Source organism: Nonomuraea sp. NPDC054003 (assembly GCF_055585125.1).
Window position 1 is genome coordinate 472,537 of the sequence record NZ_JBVJKR010000006.1, and the last position, 19,077, is coordinate 491,613.

At 71.1% G+C, this 19,077-nt stretch carries 17 protein-coding genes; 8 read left to right on the forward strand and 9 right to left on the reverse strand.

Going from position 1 to position 19,077, the window contains the following annotated elements; genetic code table 11:
- Window positions 1–124: 124 nt before the first annotated feature.
- On the reverse strand, window positions 125–2,413 hold the full coding sequence (locus tag ACZ6YG_RS18815; protein WP_466018704.1) for a polysaccharide lyase 8 family protein: 2,289 nt from the start codon (window positions 2,411–2,413) through the stop codon (window positions 125–127).
- A 225-nt stretch (window positions 2,414–2,638) separates the two neighbouring features.
- Between ACZ6YG_RS18815 and ACZ6YG_RS18820 the strand changes: the two genes are divergently transcribed.
- Entirely contained in the window at window positions 2,639–3,601 is a 963-nt protein-coding gene (locus tag ACZ6YG_RS18820) for a golvesin C-terminal-like domain-containing protein (protein ID WP_466018705.1), read from the forward strand.
- A 48-nt stretch (window positions 3,602–3,649) separates the two neighbouring features.
- Here ACZ6YG_RS18820 and ACZ6YG_RS18825 read toward each other — a convergent pair whose 3' ends face one another.
- Genes ACZ6YG_RS18825 through ACZ6YG_RS18840 form a run of 4 tightly spaced genes read right to left on the reverse strand, consistent with a single transcriptional unit; the run spans window position 3,650 to window position 8,716 of the window.
- A complete protein-coding gene (locus tag ACZ6YG_RS18825) occupies window positions 3,650–5,704 on the reverse strand; it encodes an FAD-dependent monooxygenase (protein ID WP_466018706.1) in 2,055 nt (684 codons plus the stop codon).
- Window positions 5,701–6,648 (reverse strand): polyprenyl synthetase family protein, encoded by a 948-nt coding sequence (locus tag ACZ6YG_RS18830; RefSeq protein WP_466018707.1) that lies wholly within the window; start codon window positions 6,646–6,648, stop codon window positions 5,701–5,703. The genes ACZ6YG_RS18825 and ACZ6YG_RS18830 overlap by 4 nt, the downstream gene beginning before the upstream one ends.
- Window positions 6,645–8,186, reverse strand: a complete 1,542-nt coding sequence (locus ACZ6YG_RS18835) for a hypothetical protein (RefSeq protein ID WP_466018708.1) — start codon at window positions 8,184–8,186, stop codon at window positions 6,645–6,647. Before ACZ6YG_RS18835 ends, ACZ6YG_RS18830 begins: the two co-directional genes overlap by 4 nt.
- Window positions 8,183–8,716, reverse strand: coding sequence for a hypothetical protein (locus ACZ6YG_RS18840; protein ID WP_466018709.1), 534 nt, complete (start codon window positions 8,714–8,716; stop codon window positions 8,183–8,185). The genes ACZ6YG_RS18835 and ACZ6YG_RS18840 overlap by 4 nt, the downstream gene beginning before the upstream one ends.
- 312 nt (window positions 8,717–9,028) lie before the next feature.
- Here ACZ6YG_RS18840 and ACZ6YG_RS18845 point away from each other — a divergent pair, with 312 nt between their 5' ends.
- Window positions 9,029–9,802 (forward strand): enoyl-CoA hydratase-related protein, encoded by a 774-nt coding sequence (locus tag ACZ6YG_RS18845; RefSeq protein ID WP_364237408.1) that lies wholly within the window; start codon window positions 9,029–9,031, stop codon window positions 9,800–9,802.
- Window positions 9,803–9,850: 48 nt separating this feature from the next.
- Here the strand turns inward: ACZ6YG_RS18845 and ACZ6YG_RS18850 are convergent, their stop codons facing one another.
- The 4 genes from ACZ6YG_RS18850 to ACZ6YG_RS18865 all read right to left on the reverse strand — a co-directional run bounded on the left by ACZ6YG_RS18850 (window position 9,851) and on the right by ACZ6YG_RS18865 (window position 13,044).
- A complete protein-coding gene (locus ACZ6YG_RS18850) occupies window positions 9,851–10,765 on the reverse strand; it encodes a hydroxymethylglutaryl-CoA lyase (protein ID WP_364237405.1) in 915 nt (304 codons plus the stop codon).
- 4 nt (window positions 10,766–10,769) lie between these two features.
- Window positions 10,770–11,435, reverse strand: a complete 666-nt coding sequence (locus ACZ6YG_RS18855; protein ID WP_219543913.1) for a GntR family transcriptional regulator — start codon at window positions 11,433–11,435, stop codon at window positions 10,770–10,772.
- Window positions 11,436–11,512: 77 nt separating this feature from the next.
- Window positions 11,513–11,920 (reverse strand): metal-sulfur cluster assembly factor, encoded by a 408-nt coding sequence (locus ACZ6YG_RS18860; RefSeq protein WP_148029757.1) that lies wholly within the window; start codon window positions 11,918–11,920, stop codon window positions 11,513–11,515.
- 26 nt (window positions 11,921–11,946) lie between these two features.
- Complete coding sequence (locus tag ACZ6YG_RS18865; protein WP_148029758.1) at window positions 11,947–13,044, reverse strand: amidohydrolase family protein; 1,098 nt, start codon at window positions 13,042–13,044, stop codon at window positions 11,947–11,949.
- A gap of 317 nt (window positions 13,045–13,361) precedes the next feature.
- On the opposite strand from ACZ6YG_RS18865, the gene ACZ6YG_RS18870 reads away from it, so the two are divergent.
- From ACZ6YG_RS18870 to ACZ6YG_RS18895, 6 genes are all read left to right on the forward strand, one after another.
- Complete coding sequence (locus ACZ6YG_RS18870; protein WP_466018710.1) at window positions 13,362–14,186, forward strand: ATP-binding cassette domain-containing protein; 825 nt, start codon at window positions 13,362–13,364, stop codon at window positions 14,184–14,186.
- 64 nt (window positions 14,187–14,250) lie between these two features.
- Window positions 14,251–15,372, forward strand: a complete 1,122-nt coding sequence (locus ACZ6YG_RS18875) for a sugar ABC transporter substrate-binding protein (protein WP_148029760.1) — start codon at window positions 14,251–14,253, stop codon at window positions 15,370–15,372.
- 8 nt (window positions 15,373–15,380) lie between these two features.
- Window positions 15,381–16,367, forward strand: a complete 987-nt coding sequence (locus ACZ6YG_RS18880) for an ABC transporter permease (protein WP_466018711.1) — start codon at window positions 15,381–15,383, stop codon at window positions 16,365–16,367.
- Between the two features lie 50 nt (window positions 16,368–16,417).
- A complete protein-coding gene (locus ACZ6YG_RS18885) occupies window positions 16,418–17,359 on the forward strand; it encodes an ABC transporter permease (RefSeq protein ID WP_466018712.1) in 942 nt (313 codons plus the stop codon).
- A gap of 26 nt (window positions 17,360–17,385) precedes the next feature.
- Complete coding sequence (locus tag ACZ6YG_RS18890; RefSeq protein ID WP_466018713.1) at window positions 17,386–18,600, forward strand: CaiB/BaiF CoA transferase family protein; 1,215 nt, start codon at window positions 17,386–17,388, stop codon at window positions 18,598–18,600.
- A 27-nt stretch (window positions 18,601–18,627) separates the two neighbouring features.
- A complete protein-coding gene (locus ACZ6YG_RS18895; RefSeq protein WP_148029763.1) occupies window positions 18,628–19,047 on the forward strand; it encodes a GlcG/HbpS family heme-binding protein in 420 nt (139 codons plus the stop codon).
- The last annotated feature ends 30 nt before the right edge of the window (window positions 19,048–19,077 follow it).

Here is a 19,077-nt window from a genome sequence, read left to right on the forward strand (position 1 = left end):
GGGTACTCCGTTCCTGGCAAGGACGCGAACGAAAACGATCAAGCCAGAAAACTGATGCCGGGTCAAGATCGACTACGCGTCGCCATCCGACGACGTCGATCAGTCGAACAGTCCAGGCGAGGGATCAGACCCGCAGCACCGCGGTGCGGGTGCGCCCGCGGGTGCCGTCCAGTTCGATCTTGATCGCCCGTTTGGCTCTGCGGACGCCGCGGTCGCGTTCCCCGAGCGACTTCACCGCCCAGGGCAGCGTGATCCTCACCTCGCCGGCGGTCCTGGACGGGTCGGAGACCGCGAGCCTGGCCCGCCCGCCGTCGCGGTGGACCAGCAGCGCGCACGGGCCGTCGGCGGCGAGCGGCCCGTCCGGCGTCTTCACGGTCCCCGCGCGCCAGAAGACGGCGGCGAGCAGGCCGTCGCGGGAGATCGCCTGCGCCGTTCCGTTGTTGGCGAGGATCTCGACCTCCTCGCGGTAGGTCGAGGTCCGGGCGAAGGAGGCGCCGGGCAGCACGGCGTAGGCGTAGCGCGCCTTGCGCGGGTCGATGCCGTGGTCGACGAGGATCGTCGTGTAGTGCCTGGTGACGCGGGTGGTGTCGCCTCCGGTGGTGGCGCCCTTGTCGATGTCGCGCCAGCGGCCGGTGCGCTTCTCGCGGACCAGCTTCGGGGCGGTGCCGTCGAGCAGCGCGTAGCCGCCCACGCCGGACAGATGGATCCAGTCGTCGCCCCGGGTCAGCGCGGGGTGGCAGTCGTGGGTGTTGCGGTTCTCCACCACGGTCTCGACGCGGCGGCCGTCGGAGGCCGTGATGCCGGCGCCGAGCGCGATCACCGCGTCGTCGAGCAGGAACCACGCCTTCTTGGCCCGCAGCGAGGAGCCGCCGGCGACCAGCCTCATGGCCGCCGCGCCGTACCCGCCGTCGAGCGCCACGCCACCGGCCCACGGGGTGGGCGGCAGGCGGCGCTCGCCGTGCCGGAGGTCGGCGCGCCTGCGGCGGTCGACCGTGGTGCCCGGCAGCCGGTACGGGTCGATCGTGGGCCACAGGTCGTCGTTCCAGTGGGTGAGGTCGTCGGTGTAGAGGTACGTCATGCCGTCGCCGGTGTACCAGCCGCGCAGGTTCTCCCGGTTCATGGCCTCGGCCGCGCCGATCCGCTCCGAGCTCATCGCGATCGCGAAGGCCCAGGTGGGGCGGCGGTGCACGACCCGGTCCATGTCGGGGAAGACGTACGTGCCCGTCGTGCGCGGGCCGACCGGCACGGACGGGTCCTCCAGCAGGGCCCTGGCCTTCGCGATGCTCGCCGGCGGCGCGAGCGTCTCGTACGGGACGGCCTGGTTGCGGGTGAGCCAGCCCTTCACCATGGGCCGCCAGCGCCTGGCATGGCGCTCGGGCGCCGCCTCCAGCAGGGTGAGGATGGCCTCGACCGTCCTCTGCCCCGCGTGGTAGTCGCGGTGGCCCTGGCGTGAGATGGCCCGGCCGCGTACGCAGTCCATCATCAGCCCGTCGAAGACGAACGGGACGAAGGAGCGGTCCACGATGTCGTGGACCTTCTCGCTGTCGGGGATCGCCCAGGGCGAGCCGGCGAGCATGGCGATCAGTTTGGCCACGCTCTCCAGGTAGTCGACGCCGTAGCTGCCGGTGTAGGGGTACACGTCGTGCTGGATGAACGAGCCGTCGCGGTGGAAGCCGTCGCCCGGGCCCCTGGTCGTCCGCAGCAGGTCGGAGACCGCGTCCTTGGCCCGCTTGACGAGGCGGGCGTCGTGGGTCAGCAGTCCCCGCATCGCCACGGCCATGGCCTTGCTCGCCCGGTTGGCGCCGGTCTCGACCACCCCGGGGTGACTGACGCGCCGCTCCGGGTCGGGGCACCAGCGGCGTAACGGGCGCAGCCAGCGTCTGAGGCGATCCTGGGGCAGGCCGTCGTACATCAGCGCGCAGGTGTCGGTCAGCGAGCGGGGCACGCCGATCTCCCACCAGTACCAGTTGCTGCCCCTCGGGTCGAGCTTCTCGTGGTAGGCGTGCTCGTACAGGAAGTCCAGCGCCCTGGCCGCCGTCTCGGCGACCTGCTCGTCCCGGTGCATGGCGGTGCCCGGCGTGGCCCAGCCCAGCGCCAGGGTGCGCATCCGGTTGTAGGCGCGGTTGAAGTCGCCCGTCCGGGGGTCGTCCAGCGGCAGGTCCGGCCACAGGCTCGGCCGATCGTGGTCGGGCCTCAGCTTGCGCAGCACCGCGTGGGCCGAGCCCTCGACCGCCCGCGTCTTGTCGGCGTGGGCGGCGTGGTACGTCCCGCCGGCCAGCAGGTCCACCCAGCGCTCACGCGCGGCGTCGAACGCGGCCCTCCCGACCGCCTCGGCCGGTCTGTCCCCGAGGGCGAGACCGGTCACGGCCGCGGCGCCCAGCAGGGCGGACCGCCGGCTGAGGGGGTGAATCATGAAGGCCTTTCCGACAATCTGGCGGATATCACATGAAAAGATCATAGGTTGACGGGCGAGTGGCTATCTCGACTCTGCCACGGTGAGCCGCGCCCGAACCTCCCGTAACTCCGGCCGCTGACCTCGGGCTGAGCAACCGGTTGATGGAGATATCTTTCATTGACGATTCCATGTTGGTTGAATACTTTCACCTGTCATTCCCTCTACCCCCCAAGGGAACAGCCCATGAGAATCATCACCCGCTGGTTATCCACCGTCGTGGCGGCCTCTCTGGTCCTGCTCGGCCCGGCGGACCCCGCGGCGGCCGCGACCACCACGGTCGACAACGCCACCGCCGGACGGTTCACCGCAGGCCCCGACTGGGGCACGTCGGCATGGTCCGCCCAGCGGCACGGCGCGGACTACCGGTTCGCGGCACCGAACACCGTCACGAGCGACGCCGCCTGGTTCAAGGCGTCGATCGCCGAGGCCGGGGCCCACCTGGTCGAGGTCTGGTATCCGGCGGACGCCGGCTACAACAGCGCCACCCCGTTCATGGTGGCGACCACAGGCGGCACCCGCAGCGTGGTCGTCGACCAGCGCGCCAACGGCGGCCGCTGGGTCAGCCTCGGCATCTTCACCCTGGCCGCCGGCGACTACAACGTGGTCGGCGTCAGCCGCTGGACCAGCCAGCCCGGCTACGTCGTCGCCGACGCTGTCCGGATCACCTCCTCGACCGGAGCGGTCGCGTTCTCGCTGCCCGTCCCCCGGAGCGCGCTGCCCCGCGGCGAGTACGACGACCCGCACCACGACTATCCCGCGATCGACCTCCCGGTCTGGACCGGCACCCCGGCGTACGCGGTGCGCGCGGGCACGGTGACGGTCATCGACGACAGCTCGTGCGGGCGCGGCATCAACCTGACCGGAACCGACGGGGCCGTCTACACGTACTGCCACTTCTCGTCGTGGTCGGTCTCCAACGGCGCGGCCGTCGCCCCCGGGCAGCAGATCGGGCTGACCGGCAACACCGGCAACTCGACCGGTCCGCACCTGCACTTCGGCATCCGTACCGGCAGCACCAGGCGGTGCCCGCAGAACTTCCTGCTGGCCGTCTACGACGGCGCCACGCCGCCGGCGGTTAGCAGCCTGCCCACCACGGGCTGCTTCTACGCCACCCGTTCGACCGAACCGGTCATCCCGCTCGGCTGACCGACGGTGAGCCCGCCGGCAGCCGGCCGGCGGGCTCCACACGACCCGTCAGCTCACCGGCGCGGACGGGTCGTGCCGGTCCGCCGGAGCCGTTCCTGCTGGGCCGGCGGCTGATAGTGGTGCGCAGGGGGCGCACAAGGTCGCGACGAAGCTCCGCAGGATGCGCGCGGACACCGGATGGGTGACGTTCCGCAGCGCGGCCAGGGCCGCGCGGTGGGCGTCCTCGCAGCCGGTCGCGGCCAGGTCCATGGCCTCGGACCGGGCGCCGGGGTCGCCCGCGAGCAGGCCGCCGGTGATCCCCGGCAGGTCGTCGGGGATGGCGGAGAGCCGTCCCGCGAGCATGGCGGGCAGGGTGACGTCGAGCCGGGTGCGCTCGCCGCGGAGCGCGAGGACCTCCTCGGCGTGCAGGAAGGCGTGCCCGCTGTGGCCGCCGAAGCTCCGCAGCGCGCCGACGGTCTCGGGGGACGCCCCGCCGAGCTGCGCCCCGATGCGGGAGGGGAACTCCAGCAGCGCGGCGAACACCTCTCCCGCCCGCGACCGGCCCGCCGGGTCGATCCTGGCGGCGCGCAGGGCGGCGAGCTCGCCCAGCCAGTCCGCGAACGACCACGACACCTCCGGCGCCGAGGCCGCCACCAGCCGTGACGCCTGGGCCAGCAGGAAGTCGCCCGCGAGCACGGTGCTGGCGACGGCCCAGTCCACCCTCCTGCCCGGGGCCGCACGCGGGGGCATCGGGCCGAGGAAGGCCAGCGCCCCGAGGGTGGCGAGCTCGATCGCGGCGGCGAGGGTGGCCATCGTCGCGTCGGGCGGGTTCCCGCCGGCCAGCAACGCGGCGAAGAACGGCACGGCGGGGCGCAGACGCTGGTGGGGAGCCTGTTCCCCGGCGATCAGCAGGCGGGCGATGAACGGCCATTCCGCACGGACGGCACGCACCGCGACCTCGTCGCAGGCGAGCAGGAACGGCCCGAGAAGCGCCACGTCGGCGGCGGGCAGCGGCATGAGGTCGGCGGCCGTCAGCCCGGAGAATCCTTCCGGGGTCAGCACGGCCCGCCGGACCTTGGCCGAGACGGGCCGCTCGTCGCCGGCCGTGGCCACCAGGACCCGCCAGGCGAGGTGGTAACGCCGGGCGGCGTGTGTCGCCGTCTCGAAGTAGCCGACGAACGTCGCCGACAGCCGCCGCGTGTAGGCCCGCCCGGCCGCGGCCGCGTCGCCGGGATGGCCGGTGATGGCACGGGCCGCCAGAACGGCGCTCTGCACGGCGTAGCTCAGCCCTTCGCCGGTGAACGGGTTGACCAGCCCGGCCGCGTCGCCGACCAGGAGCCGCCCGTCCTGGACGCTGCGCTCGGGGGAGAAGCCGCTGTTGAGCGCCCCGGTGACCGCCGGGCCCGTGGGGACGGCCGCGGCGAAGCGCGGGTCCCCGCCGGCCAGGACGGTCAGGGCGGTCTGAAGGAGTTCGTCCGGGTCGGCGGGGCCGAGCCTGGAGGCGCCGATCGTGCAGGTGCCGGCCGTCCCGCCCGGCACCGCCCACACGCAGGTGGGCCGTTCGCCCGGGTCGATGGTCCGCGGCGCGGGCAGGGCCAGCACGATCGACGTGGTCAGGTCCACTCCGCTGTACGGGCGCGCGCACAGCAGACCTGTGGCGTGCGACGTGCCGGTGGGGGGAGCCCCGGTCGCGAGCACGAGATGGCGTGCCGACACGGTGGTGCCGCCGGTGGAGGCGTGCCAGACGCTTTCCTCCCGTACGGGGTCGGAGACCGTACCGGGGAGCCAGGTGGCGCCCGCGGTGACGGCTGTCCGGCGCAGCCCGTCGAGGAGGCGGCGCCGGCCGCACATGGCGCTCACGGCCTCGGGCAGCACGTGGCCGTCGCCCGGGCCCAGCCGCAGTTCGACGGCGTCGACGACGCGGGCGCCGACCTCCTCCAGCGCGCCGACCGACGCCAGGCCGCGCAGGGCCGCCCCGCTCAGCACGAGGTCGTGGTCCGCCCGCTCGTCGTCCTGACCGGCCAGCACGGCACGCAGGCCGTGCCGGGCCAGCTCGGCGGCGGCGATCGCCCCGGCCGGCCCGGCGCCGACGACGAGCACGTCGGCCGCGAGATGAACGGTCATGAAGGGACGTCCAGGAGGGAGGTGGTGAGCGCGGCCAGGCGGTCGCGGGGGTCGCCCGCGGGCAGCTCGCGCAGGGCGTCGAGCGCCTGACCATGCCAGTCGGCGGCCAGCCGGGCCGCGGCCTCCAGCCCGCCGCGGTCCTTGATGAGAGCGTGCGCCTCGGGCAGGTCCCGGACGCCGAACGACGGCGACAGCAGCAGCCTGGCGAGCTCCCCGCCCCGGTCGGCGCGTAGCGCGTACAGGGTCGGGGCGCCGAACAGGCCCAGCGCGTGGTCGGTGCCGATCGGCTTGCCCGAGCCGGACGGGCTCAGGTCCAGGCAGTCGTCGAGGATCTGGAAGGTGACGCCGAGCGCCGCGCCGAACCGTACCAGCGCGTCCGTCTCACCCGGCCCGCACCGGCCCTCCGCGGCGCCGAGCAGGCAGCACAGCCGGAACAGCTCGGCGGTCTTGCACCGCACGACCTCCAGGTAGGCGGGCAGGGGGAAGGCGGTGTCGAAGGCGCGCTCGACGTCGAGCAGCTCGCCGTAGGCGAGCGTGGCGACGGCCGTGCTGACCGCCCCGGCGACGCCTTCCCCGAGGTCGGCGGCCTCCGTGCCCACCAGCGCGAAGCAGGCCAGCCCGGCGAGCATGGCCTGTTCGGTGCCGACCGCCGTGTGCGCGGCCGGCGCTCCCCGGCGGGTCCGGGCCTCGTCGATGACGTCGTCGTGCAGGAGCGAGGCCAGGTGGGCCAGCTCCACGACGGCGCCGAGGCGTACCAGCCGGCCGGGGTCGGGCGTGCCGAAAGCCGCGCTGGCGGCCAGCAGCCGCGGCCGGGCGAACTTGCCCGGCCCGGCGATCAGCGTCCGCACCGGGCCCCGGACCGGGTCCGGCAGGTCATCGGCCAGGCGAGAGAGCCGGTCGTGCACCCCGGCGACGAAGGATCCAGGCGGTGCGGTGGTCGTCATCGCGGCATTTCCATGGGCCCGTTCGTCTCGATGGTCGGCACCGCGGCGATGGCGTCGTAGACGAGTTTGTACAGGTCCGGCTGGTTCATGTAGGCGAGCACCTGCCGCCGGTTCATGCCGAGGGTGGGCGTCAGCGCCTCCTGGAAGAGCTTGAAGGCGAGCCGGCCCTCCTCCGCGGTCAGCACCGTCTGGTTCAGGCCGTAGATGACCAGGGCGACGTCTTCGAGATGCTCTTCCGTGACGACGGCGGTCGAGCCGGGGTCGGCCAGCACCGTGGCCATGAAGTCGTGATATTTCGTGTAGTACTGCGAGGCGTAGGAGAGCTCCGACCCGGTCGCCTGCTTGCCCGCCAGCCGGTCGACCACCGCCTGCTGGTTGAGGTAGGCGAGGCGGGTAAGGAGCCTGCCGACCAGGCTCTGGGCCAGGAAGTCGTCCCGCAGGTCGTCGGCGAGGTCGTTGTCCTGGGTCAGCGGCAGGCGGTAGTAGTCGCCGACGGTCGACAGGAGCGGGCACGGACGCTGGTTCTCGGGCTCGACGAACGTGGAGCCGTCGCCTCCCGCGAACACCGCCGAGCCGGAGTCCCCGGGTGAGCCGAAGCTCTCGGTGAGGATGAGATCGGTGAACCGGATCGAGTCGAGGTACGACTCGACGCCGATGGCGGTGATGGTGCTGGAGCTGTAGCCCGAGGTTCTGCCGACCTTCTCGATCTTCATGTACGGCTCGGGGGCCACCACCGCATCGGGGGCGGCCACCACCTTGCCGCTCGCGTCCCTGACGGCCACTGACACGTCGAGGGCGGCGAGGGCCTTGTCCATCCTGACGAGCGCGTTGGTGCCGTACCCGTCGCCCGCGGTGTGGATGCCGACGACGGGGTGATCGGCCGACGGGCCGGGCATGCGGTCGAGCGCGGGCTCCAGGACGAAGCCCTTCTGGTCGGTCAGCTCGGCGATGGCGGCGTCGACGCTGGTGCCGTCGTCGATGGGCGCCCAGCGTTTCACGTAGGCGATGATGTCGTCCGGCCGCGTGCCGCCGTCGTGGGCGCCCGGCTGGATGATGTCCTCCGCCGGGGTGGCCCGTCCCATGCGGGCGATTACGTGGTTGTTGGAGAGCAGGCACACCTTGCCGTCCTTGTTGTCCAGCACGAACAGCCCGAGCGTGCCCGCGGTGTCGCCGTCCATGGTGTTGGAGATGCTGCAGCCCGGCCGCGGCGGGCGCATGCGCCCGGTGACCTTGCCAGCGGCCGCGGTCGCCGTCACCGTCACCGTGCCCATGGTGAACGGTCCGGCCTGGATCACGTCCACTTCGCAGGTGACCCCGTCCACCTCGACGGTCGCGGGCAGCAGCCGGCGGTTGGACACGAGCGCCGCGGGGCGCTTCTTGGCGACCAGGACGACGACGGCGGGCTCCTCGGTCCACTGCCCGCCGCGGCGGCGGAACCCGATGCCGGCGCCGGTGACGTTGGGGTCGGCGCCGAAGTAGTCCAGGATCTTCCGCTTGCCCCGGTGCAGCCGGTCCTCTGTCTCCCGGCTGAGCTTCATCGCGTCTCCAGGTGTCGCAGGGCGTCGGGCCGCATGCCCTGCTCGTGCAGGTGAGCCAGGCCGCCGATCCACACGGTCGCGAGGCTGTCGGAGGCGGGGTCGAAGTGGCGGGAGACGGTGGCCGCGCCGAGCGCGGCGAGCGCGATCAGGCCCTGCCGCTCGGCGGGCGCCGCGGTGGCGGCGGCCCGGCCGATGCCCGCGAGCAGCGCCGGCCGTGGCGCGGCCAGCAGGCCTTGGGAGATCAGGAGGTCGGCCCCGGTACGGACCGCCGCCAGCCGACCCGGCCGCAGCCTGGCCTCGGTGGCACGCAGCCGGGAGGCGGTGGCCCGGCTGCTCGCCGTGCCCCCTTCGCCGAAGCCGGGGACCTCGATGGGGTAGATCGCTCCGGCCTTGGCCACCCGCAGCGCCATCGTGCGCTGCTCGGGCGACAACGCCTCGGCGGTGGCCGAGGCGGGGGTGGCCGCGGCGGCGCCGACGAGCAGGGTGGATCCTGCCACGCCGGACACGCGCAGCATGGTCCTGCGGGTCACGAAGGCCGATCGAGGTGGGTGGTCGCGCATCAGCCGATGTCTCTTTTCCTGCGGTACGTGAAGATGACGATCTGTCATGTTCGGCGGAAAAGTATCGCGATCATGAACCTGTGATCAAGAGCTCCGGCGAAACCGGGCCGTGCCGGCGGCGCCCCGTGACCGCCTGGCGGAGGGGCGCGACTCGCGCGGTACGACCCGACCGGCCGCGACGGCACGCGCCTCCCGGGAAATCGGCGTGAAATGCCGCGAAGCCGCTCGGACAATGGGCAACCTACTGGGTAGTATGTCTAAAGCCTAGTCCTGGAGGAATTCATGGCGGACGAGCCCATTCTGATCGAACAGCGGAAACACGTGGCGATTGTCACGCTGAACCGCCCACGGCAACGCAACGCGCTGAGTTCGGAAATGCTGAAAGGCGTGGTGGAGGCGCTCGACTGGGCGGAGGGCGAGTCCTCGGTCCGCGCCGTCGTGCTGACCGGCGGCACCAAGCTGTTCGCCTCCGGGGCGGACCTGCGTGAGCTCCGGGACACCACCCCCGCCGACTACCTGCGTGCGGAGCGGCAGAAGGCCTGGCCCAGGATCGCCGCCTTCAAGAAGCCGCTGGTCGCCGCCGTCGCCGGATACGTCCTCGGCGGCGGCTGTGAGGTGGCCTTGAGCTGCGACTTCGTCGTGGCCGCCGACTCGGCCGTGTTCGGCCAGCCCGAGATCCGCCTGGGGCTCATCCCGGGCGCCGGGGGGACGCAGCGGTGGGCCCGGGTGGCCGGCCGGTTCGAGGCCGCCGAGCTCGTGCTTCTCGGTAAGACCGTCGACGCGTGGACCGCCAAGCGGATGGGCCTGGTCAACAGGGTCGTGCCGGCGGAGTGCGTGGTGGAGGCCGGTGTGGCGATGGCGGAGGAGGCCGCCCGGCACAGCCCCGTGGCCGGTCTGCTCGCCAAGTCGGCGCTGCGCGCCTCCGAGGAGATCGGCGTCTCCGCCGGGCTGGATCTCGAGCGGTCCCAGCTCATGGTGGCCCTGTCGTCGGCCGACCGGACGGAGGGCATCGACGCGTTCCTGGAGAAGCGGCCCCCTCAGTTCCAGGGACGCTGATCCGGGGCGCCGGCTCGTTCTCCGCGAGGAGAGCGGGCCGGCGCGGTGCTAACGCGCCCCGGCCGGGAAGTCGCCGGCTCGCCCCAGCATCGCGGGCGGCTGCGTCTTCCCCAGCCGCTCGCAGATCCAGGTGCCCGTCGCGGCGGTCGCTTCGAGGTCGAGGCCGGTCCGCATGCCGCTGCGGTGCAGCGTGTACAGCAGGTCCTCGGTGGCGATGTTGCCGGTGGCGGCGGGGGCGAAGGGGCAGCCGCCGATCCCGCCCGCACTCGCGTCGAGGGTGCGCACCCCGCTCTCCACCGCTGCCAGGGCGTTGGCGTACCCGGTGTTGCGGGTGTTGTGGAAATGCATGCGCAGCGGCACGCCGGGAGCGGCCTCCGCGACCCGGGCCGCCAGGTCCCGGACCTGGTGCGGCACCCCGACGCCGATCGTGTCCGCGACCGCGATCTCGTCGGCGGGCGTGGCGAGCGCCGACCGGACGATCTCCAGGACCCGGTCGGCGGGGACCTCGCCCTCGAAGGGGCAGCCGAAGGCGGCCGACACCGTGAGGCTGACCCGGATCCCGGCGGCCCTGGCGGCCGCGGCGATGTCGTGCCAGGCGTCGAGCGACGCCTCGACGCCCATGCCCTGGTTGCGCAGGCTGAACGTCTCGGTGGCGATGACGACGTAGTTGACCTCGTCGACCCCGGCGGCGAAGGCCCTGTCCAGGCCACGCCGGTTGAGCACCAGTCCGATGTAGGAGACGCCGGCCGGCCTGGGCACGGCGGCCATCACCGCCTCGGCGTCGGCCATCTGGGGCACGCGCTTCGGATGGACGAAACTCACCGCCTCGATCCGGCGCGCGCCGGCGCGGATCAGGCGGTCGATGTATTCGACCTTCGTGCTCGTGTCGAGCAATTCCGGCTCGTTCTGCAGGCCGTCCCTCGGGCCGACCTCGACGATGTCGACAGAATGGGTGTTCCCCAAGAGTTCAATCGCTTTCCGTGTCGGGATTCTTCGCGCGGCCCATGTTCGTCAATGTCGAACGGGCGCTGTAGATATGCGACTGCATAATGGATTGGGCCCATTCCCCGTCGCGGTTGGCGAAGGCCACCAGGACTTCCCGATGGTGCGCCATGCTGCGCGACAGCGCGTCCCTGTCGTACTGCCGGAAGGTCCGATAGACGAGGGGGACCTGCACCAGGGCCGAGAGCAGGCTGCTCAACCGCTGGTTGCGGCTGGCGTTCATGACGATCTGATGGAACCGGCCGTTCAGCTCGGCGATCTGGTCGAGGTGTCCGGGCTCGGCCTGCTCCGCCATCGCCTCCATGCGCCTGCTGAGATCCCGGAGCTGTTCGAGCTCCTCGGCGGTGATGCGGTGCGCGGCCCGCTGGGCGACGGCTCCTTCCAGCTGGGCCCGCACCGTGAACAGGTCCCACAGATCCTCCGGGCTCCACTCGGGGATCCGGGCTCCTATGTTGTGCTCCCACTCGATGAAGCCCTCGGTGTGCAGCCGGCGCAGCGCTTCGCGGACCGGGGTGCGGCTCGCCCCCACCGCTCTGGCCAGGCTCGCCTCCGTGAGCTTGTCCCCGGGCTTGTAGGCGGAGCCCAGCAGGAGATCGCGGATGAGTTCGTAGGTACGTTCAGCCTTGGCCACGCCGGCACCTCAACCTTCACGTTCGGACAGTGGAAGCGGGGGACAGGCGACCGCCACGGGGGCCAAGACCGGACGGCTCATCGGACGGCGGCGTGCCGTGTTCGTACGACTTCGACCGGCAACAGGACGGATTTCCGGTTGGCCACCAGCCTTTCTCTGCCGGCCGGTGTCATACGGCTCTCGTCCCACTCCGTGCTGTCGCCCCAGGTGATGGCGACATCCTCCAGCTGGGGCAGCTCGCTGGCCAGCTCGCGGCGGACACTCTGTTCGAAATAAGGACTGTACATGCACATCGGAGCGGTCGTGATGAGCTTCAGGGCGACCCCCACGGCACGGCCGTCGGCCGCGTTCCGCACCTCCACGGACTCGACCAGGCCCATGTCGACGATCCCCATCGGCTGCCCGACCCCGAGGCTGCACGGGTCCTGGACCGCGTTGCACGCGTCGAGGACCCGGGCCACCAGATCCTGCTGTTCGGCTTCCATCTCCACCTCCTTGAGAGAACCGGGCGTCAGGCGGCCAGCCGTTCCCGGTGCAGCTTCCACGGGCGCTCGCCTTCGGCGAGGTAGGCGGCGCGCCGCTCGGCGATCCCGTCCGTGCTGATCCTCCGCTTGACCTCCGCCGGGTCCAGGCCGTGCAGGCGGGCGGCGTTGCCGCCGAGGAGCTTGGCCTTGATCTCGTCGGTGAGTTCGGGGAAGCCCCAGCCCTCGACCAGGTCCTCCGGCATGGTGAAGTCGCGCAGCGCCTCGACGATGGGCTGCGGGTGCGCCGACGGGACCCCGGTGGCGAACAGGATCCGGTCGGTTCCGCCGTGCGCCATGAGGGTGCCGATGATCTCGGCGAACTTCCGGGGCTTGCGCACGATCATGTTGGAGACCGACTCGATGGTCGCGTAGATGTTGCCGTGCGAGCGCAGCTGCAGGGCGCAGTCCTCCAGGAAGGCCCAGCCGCTGTGCACGACCTCGAAGGTCATGTCGGGGAACGCGATGGCCGCCGTGGTCACGTCGTCCACGTGGTTGAGCACCCGCGGACCCGCCCCGGCCGGCACGGCCTTGTGGATCGCGATGCGCCGCATGCCGAGTTCGCGCGCCTTCTCCAGGTACGGGAACACCAGCTCGCGGTCGTTGAGCAGGGTGAGCTTCGAGGAGCTGATCTCCGGATCGATGACGCCGTTCGTCGGATAGAACTTCAGTCCGTCGATGTCGTCCTCGCGGATGCGCTGCTCCATCAGCTCCAGCTCCGCCGGCCCGCGCAGCGGGTCCACGGGGGCGTAGAGCTGGACCCGGCCGGGGTAGGCGCGCTTGAGCGCCTTGCCCAGCTCGTAGGGCGAGGCGCCGCCGGAGAAGAATCCGTCGATCTCGACGCCGTGGTAGTACAGGACGTCCACGTCGCTCTCCACGAAGACGATCTCGGCGAGCTCCTCGGCCGTCCATCCGGCGGTGAACTCGTCCCGGGACATCAGGTAGCCGGGCTTGCCCGACTCCACGGACGTGTGCCCGACGCGGTAGAGGAAGTCGACCATGCCGTCGTACGAAGCCTGCGGGCAGTTCGGGTTCCGGTTCTCCGGCCGGAAGTCGTATCCGTGGACAACGGCATCGATGACGAGCATGTCGCCGATCATGGAACCTCCAGCGTTGGCTACGGGTGTGGCGCCTGTAACGGTCCACCTCGTGAAGTGTGTGCAATCTAGGCTCGACCCTCCGGAGGCGTCAAGACGTCCCGACGGCCGGGTCCGACCCTGACAACCCTTCTTGTTGCCGTCATCAAGGGCGGCCAACGCCTGTGACCTGGAATGATGTCTCGGATCAATGATCAGAGATTGACGTCCGAAGCCATGGACTAGACCTTTCCGTATCTTGCTCCAGGGAGTAATGTTCCGGTTGCCCCTTGACAGATTGCATACGATTCGGCCGATACTCAGGCCCTATGAACGGCGACACAGCAGCATCCCCCGCAACGCTGCAGGACGATGCCCGGTCCGGCGGCAGGCCCGACAGCACGTCCGTGCTCGTCGCGACGGATCTCAGGAAGAACTTCGGGGCCGTGGCGGCGCTGGCGGGAGCGTCCCTGCACCTGCGTCGTGGTGAGGTGATGGCCCTGATGGGCGACAACGGGGCCGGCAAGTCGACCCTGGTGAAGTCCATCGCCGGCGTGGTCGTCCCCGACTCCGGGGAGATCCTGATCAACGGCGAGCCCAGACGCTTCGCGGGCCCCGGCGACGCGCTCAGGGCCGGCATCGAGACCGTCTACCAGGATCTCGCCCTCGTCGACTCCATGTCGGCCAGCGAGAACGTCTTCCTGGGACGGGAGCCCGTCAAGGCCGGGCCGCTCGGCCGGCTCTTCAAGCTCGTGGACCGCCGCCGCATGGCGGACGACGCCGGTCAGGCGCTGGCCGGGATCGGCGCGAAGATCCCGTCGCTCGCGGACTCCGTGTCCGCGATGTCGGGAGGTCAGCGCCAGGCGCTCGCCGTGGCGCGCGCGATGCTCTGGGGCAAGAACATCGTCATGCTCGACGAGCCCACCGCGGCCCTGGGGGTCCAGGAGTCGGAGGGCGTCCTGGAGATCATCACGGCCCTGAAGTCACAGGACGTGTCCGTGCTCATGATCTCCCACAACCTGGAGCACGTGTTCAAGGTGGCGGATCGGGTGACCGTGATGCGCCAGGGCCGGACGGTGGGCGAACGGCACATCCGCGATGTCGTGGCCAACGACATCGTCGGACTCATCACCGGGGGATCAGAGGTGTCCTGAGCGGCACCGAGATCGGGGAAACCTCGTCGAATCCCACCTGGTGTGGGCGAGATCGGAGTACGAAATGTCAACGTCCAGACTACGACGCTGGCCGCTGAAGGCCGTGGCCATCATGTCGCTCACCGCCGCGGTCGCGGCCTGTGGCGGCTCCACGGACACCGCCGAGCCGGCCGCGGGGGAGTCCGCCGCGGACAAGAAGGTGTTCATCGGCTTCGCCAACTTCGCCGAGCCGGAGAGCCCGGTGCTGAAGGCGCTCGACACCGGCATGCGCAAGGAAGCCGAGAAGCGGAGCTGGGACCTGGTGGTCCTCAACAACGACCGGGACGGGCCCACCGCCGTCTCCAACGCGGAGACGATGGTCGCCCAGGGCGTGACGCACGCGGTGGAGTTCCAGGGTGACGGCAAGGTCGCCCCCCAGCTCATGGACACGTTCAACGCCGCGAACATCCCGGTCATCGCGATCGACATCGCCCACCCCGGCGCGCACTTCTTCGGCATCAACAACGTCGAGGCCGGGCGGCTCAGCGGGCTCGCGGGCGGCAACCACGCCAAGGAGAACTGGGACTGCAAGCCCGACCTGGTGACCCTGCTGGAGAACGAAGCCTCCGGTGACGTGGCGCTGCTGCGAACCGAGGGCATTCTCAAGGGCCTCAAGGAGGCGTGCCCCGACCTTCCCGACGACGTGATCCAGCGGCGCAACTCGCCGACCACGCCGGACGGCGCCCAGGGCGTCGCCCGCGACATCCTGGTCTCCAAGCCGGACGCCAAGAACATCCTCGCCCTGGGCGGCAACGACAACATGGTGATCGGCACCATCAACGCCGCCGAGCAGCTGGGCCGGGCCGGCAACGTGTTCGGCTACGGGCTGGGCGCCGACCTCATGCTGTTCGGGGTGGACACTCCCGGCCTGGGTGGTTCGACCGCCTTCTGGTACGAGGGATACGCGAAGGAGATCTTCAAGCTCCTCGACAAGATCGTCGCAGGTGAGGCTCCCGCGGTCGTCGACTCCCCGACCGACCCGAAGGCGCACTTCAACCCGGCGTGCCAGTTCCCCAACGACCAGGTGAAGAGCATTCCCAGCCTGGACCAGAGGATCGAGGAGCTGTACGCGGGCGACGCCGGCTCGGCCTCGGCCGCCGAGAAGTACTGCCCCGAGGGCGTGGAGACGTACGGGCTCAAGGGTTAGCCGGACCAATGTCGACTTCAGGCATCGCACTGACGAACCGGTGGGCGAGGGTCTCGGCCCTCGCCCCCCGGGGGCATGGCGCCACCACGCTGGTGCTGCTGCTCACCTGGCTGGCGCTCGTCGTGGCGACCGGCCTGCGGGCCCCCGGCTTCCTGTCCGGCCAGACGGTCGTGGCCGTGGCGTTCAACATGGCCTTTGTCGGGATCATGGTGACCGGCGTCGGCATCGTCATGATGTCCGGTGCCGAGTTCGACCTCTCCGTCGGGGTCACCGCCGTCACCTCCGCGCTGATCGTGGCGCAGCTTCTCGTCGAGGGCTGGTCGTTCTTGCCCGCGATGCTGGTCGCGGTGCTGTTCGGGGTGCTGATCGGAGCCGCCAACGCCTGGCTCGTGCTGTGGCTGGGCATCCATCCGATCGTGGCGACCCTGGGCATGATGTTCCTGGTCAGCGGGGTCACCCGGATCTTCGTGGACTTCGTCGCCATCCCGCGCGACTCCTTCCTGCGCCAGCAGGCCGCCGGAGCGTGGCTCGGCGTCCCCAGGGTCTTCTGGGTGATGCTGGTGGTCTTCACGATCGTCGGCCTGGTGATCAGGAGCACGCGTCCCGGCCGGCATCTCGTCGCGGTGGGCGGCAACGCCCAGGCCGCGCGGGCCCGTGGCATCAGCCCGCGGCGCGTCCAGGGCGTCGCGTTCGTCCTGTGCGGGCTCTGCGCGGGCATCGCCGGGCTGGTGCTCGCCTCCCAGGGCGACATCGTGCAATCCAGCCTCACCGCTGGCACCGAGTTCAGGGTCATCTCGATCCTGCTGCTCGGCGGCATGGCCCTGACCGGCGGGCGCGGGCGGTTCAGCGGCGTGTTCGCGTCGCTGCTCCTGCTGAGCACGCTGCCGACGGCCATCGTCACCTGGGGCGTGTCGTCGAGCTGGCAGCCCGTCATCGAAGGCCTCGTCCTGGCCGTCGCCCTGGCCGTCAACTCATTGCGCGAGAAGAAGAGGTGAGAACCTTGACCAGCCGCCCGAAACCTTCGGCGACCGCGTTGCTGAGCCCCATGGCCACGAGTCTCGCCTTCCTCGTGATCGTGATCGTGTGCGGGATCGTGTTCGCCCCCAGCTTCCTGTCGGTCGCCAACCTGGCCAGCGTGTCGAGCGGGATCATGGCTCCGGCCATCATCCTTCTCGCGGCCTGCCTGGCCATGACGGGAGGGGTCGCGGACCTGAGTCTCGGGTCCGTGCTCGGGCTGGGGGGCGTCGTGTACGCCACGGTGCTCCAGCTCTCGGAGTCACCGCTCGCCGGGGTCGCCGCCGCCGCGGCGGCGGGGGTCGCCGTCGGCCTCTTCAACAGCGTGCTCTCGGTGCGGTTCCACATCTGGCCCCTGATCGCGACCCTCGGCATGCTGGTGGCGGCCCGCGGCCTGGTCAGCGTGATCAGCGGCGGCAGCTCGGTGGCCGCCTACACGCCGGAGCTGAGCGCGGCGCTGAAGACCGCCATCGGCCCCGTCCCCGTCGTCCTGGTCGGCGTGGTCGTCCTGGCCGTGCTCGTCGGCTGGATCATCAGGTACACCCGCTGGGGCAACCACCTGCGGGCGGTCGGCGGCGACGACGTCGCGGCCCGGCGTGCCGGGATCCCGGCCGACCGCGTGCGGATGTGGCTGTTCGTGGTCGTCGCCCTGGTGGCCGCGCTGGCCGGTTCGCTCCAGGTCATGCGGACCGGCGCGTCCGCGGTCAACCTCGGGGAGGGCGTCGAGCTGCTCGTGTACGGCGCCCTGCTCATCTCGGGTTACCGGCTCGCCGGAGGAGGGCGGGGCAGCGCCCTGTCCGGCCTGGTGTGCCTGTTCGCGCTGGAGCTGATCAGGAACATCTTCCGGCTGCGCGGGCTGCCCCTGCCGCTGACCGACGTGCTGCTCGGGCTCACCCTCATCGGAGCGGTCTCTCTCGACCTGGTCCGCGGACGCGTGCGACGGCCGCTGATCGCCCAGCCCGCGACCGGATGAGGGCCGGACCGCATGGAGAAAGGTGCATGAATCACATGGAAGCGTTCTCGCAGGGGCCGTTGACCGGGGTACGCGTCATCGAGACGGGTGTCCTGGTCGCCGGTCCGTACTGCGGTCAGCTCCTCGGTGATCTCGGAGCGGAGGTCATCAAGGTGGAGGACCCCGCCAAAGGCGACCCGATGCGGCAGTGGGGGCGCGAGCGTCCGCACGGCAAGTCGCTCTGGTTTCCCATCCTGGGCAGGAACAAGCAGTCCGTGACCTGCAACCTGCGGGTGGAGAAGGGCCAGGCGGTCTTCCGTAAGCTGATCGCCGACGCGGACGTCCTGATCGAGAACTTCCGCCCGGGAACCCTGGAGAAGTGGGGGCTCAGCCCTGAGACGCTCTGGGAGATCAACCCCCGCCTGGTGATCGTCAGGGTGTCGGCGTACGGCCAGGACGGTCCCTATGCCGGCCGGGCCGGATACGGCTCCATCGGTGAGGCCATGGGCGGCATCCGCCACGTCACCGGCGATCCGAAGGCCCTGCCCAGCCGGGTCGGGATCAGCCTGGGCGACGCGCTGGCCGGCACCTTCGCGGCGCTCGGGTGCATGGGTGCGCTGCGCGTGGCCGAGACGACCGGGCGGGGACAGATCGTCGACAGCGCCATCTACGAGGCGGTCCTGGCCCTGATGGAGTCGACCGTGCCCGAGTACGCGATCGGCGGCTACACCCGCGAGCGGACCGGGTCGATCCTGCCCAACGTCGCGCCGAGCAACGCGTACCGCACCAAGGACGACGACATGGTCCTGATCGCCGCCAACCAGGACACCGTCTTCGGCAGGCTCGCCCAGGCCATGGGCCGTCCCGAGCTCGCCGTCGATCCGGACTTCGCCACGCACGGCGGCCGGGGCCTGAACCAGGAGCGGCTCGACGAGATCATCGCGGACTGGTGCTCGACCATGCCGGCCGACGCGCTGCTCGACCACCTGCACGAGCACGGGGTGCCGGCGGGCCGCATCTACACGGCCCGCGACATGTTCGCCGACGAGCACTTCGCCGCGCGCGAGGCCATCGTCCGCCTCCCGCACCCGGAATTCGGCGAGTTCCCCATGCAGAACGTCTTCCCCCGGCTTTCCGCCACCCCCGGCGGGATCCGCTCGCTCGGCCCCGAAATGGGCGAGCACAATGAGGCGGTGCTGTCCCGGTTCGCCGGAATTGATCCAGAAGAGCTGGCCGGCCTGCGCGCAGACGGCGTCATCTGACGACTATTCAGAAAAGGAGACCCGACGATGCAACCCATCAACAAGCCGTCGATCAGTTACGAGGACGCGCAGCGAGCCGTCGCGGCCGCCGTGGAGAAGGCCCGTGAGCAGGGTCTCGCCATGGTGGTGGCGGTGGTGGACGAGAGCGGCGTGCTCAAGGCCTTCGCCCGCATGGACGGCGCCGCCCTGCTCTCCGTCCAGGTGGCGAAGGACAAGGCGTACACGGCCGCGGGCTTCGGGATGCCCACGGACGGCTGGTACGACTTCATCAAGGACGACGGTCCGCTGGCGATCGGCGCCCCCGCCGGCATCGACCGCCTCGTCGTCTTCGGCGGCGGCTTCCCGATCACGGCCGACGGCCAGGTCATCGGCGCCATCGGCGTCAGCGGCGGCCACTACAGCCAGGACATGACGGTCGCCCAGGCCGGGCTCGACGCGCTGGCCTAGCCCCCCTGCCCGCCGGACGGAACCTCCCGC

What these genes read in the sequence shown, in the direction of transcription:
- ACZ6YG_RS18815 (WP_466018704.1), bottom strand. Translation starts at nt 2,413, where the DNA reads ATGATTCACCCCCTCAGCCGGCGGTCCGCCCTGCTGGGCGCCGCGGCC.
- ACZ6YG_RS18820 (WP_466018705.1), top strand. Translation starts at nt 2,639, where the DNA reads ATGAGAATCATCACCCGCTGGTTATCCACCGTCGTGGCGGCCTCTCTG.
- ACZ6YG_RS18825 (WP_466018706.1), bottom strand. Translation starts at nt 5,704, where the DNA reads ATGACCGTTCATCTCGCGGCCGACGTGCTCGTCGTCGGCGCCGGGCCG.
- ACZ6YG_RS18830 (WP_466018707.1), bottom strand. Translation starts at nt 6,648, where the DNA reads ATGACGACCACCGCACCGCCTGGATCCTTCGTCGCCGGGGTGCACGAC.
- ACZ6YG_RS18835 (WP_466018708.1), bottom strand. Translation starts at nt 8,186, where the DNA reads ATGAAGCTCAGCCGGGAGACAGAGGACCGGCTGCACCGGGGCAAGCGG.
- ACZ6YG_RS18845 (WP_364237408.1), top strand. Translation starts at nt 9,029, where the DNA reads ATGGCGGACGAGCCCATTCTGATCGAACAGCGGAAACACGTGGCGATT.
- ACZ6YG_RS18860 (WP_148029757.1), bottom strand. Translation starts at nt 11,920, where the DNA reads ATGGAAGCCGAACAGCAGGATCTGGTGGCCCGGGTCCTCGACGCGTGC.
- ACZ6YG_RS18865 (WP_148029758.1), bottom strand. Translation starts at nt 13,044, where the DNA reads ATGCTCGTCATCGATGCCGTTGTCCACGGATACGACTTCCGGCCGGAG.
- ACZ6YG_RS18870 (WP_466018710.1), top strand. Translation starts at nt 13,362, where the DNA reads ATGAACGGCGACACAGCAGCATCCCCCGCAACGCTGCAGGACGATGCC.
- ACZ6YG_RS18875 (WP_148029760.1), top strand. Translation starts at nt 14,251, where the DNA reads ATGTCAACGTCCAGACTACGACGCTGGCCGCTGAAGGCCGTGGCCATC.
- ACZ6YG_RS18880 (WP_466018711.1), top strand. Translation starts at nt 15,381, where the DNA reads ATGTCGACTTCAGGCATCGCACTGACGAACCGGTGGGCGAGGGTCTCG.
- ACZ6YG_RS18885 (WP_466018712.1), top strand. Translation starts at nt 16,418, where the DNA reads ATGGCCACGAGTCTCGCCTTCCTCGTGATCGTGATCGTGTGCGGGATC.
- ACZ6YG_RS18890 (WP_466018713.1), top strand. Translation starts at nt 17,386, where the DNA reads ATGAATCACATGGAAGCGTTCTCGCAGGGGCCGTTGACCGGGGTACGC.
- ACZ6YG_RS18895 (WP_148029763.1), top strand. Translation starts at nt 18,628, where the DNA reads ATGCAACCCATCAACAAGCCGTCGATCAGTTACGAGGACGCGCAGCGA.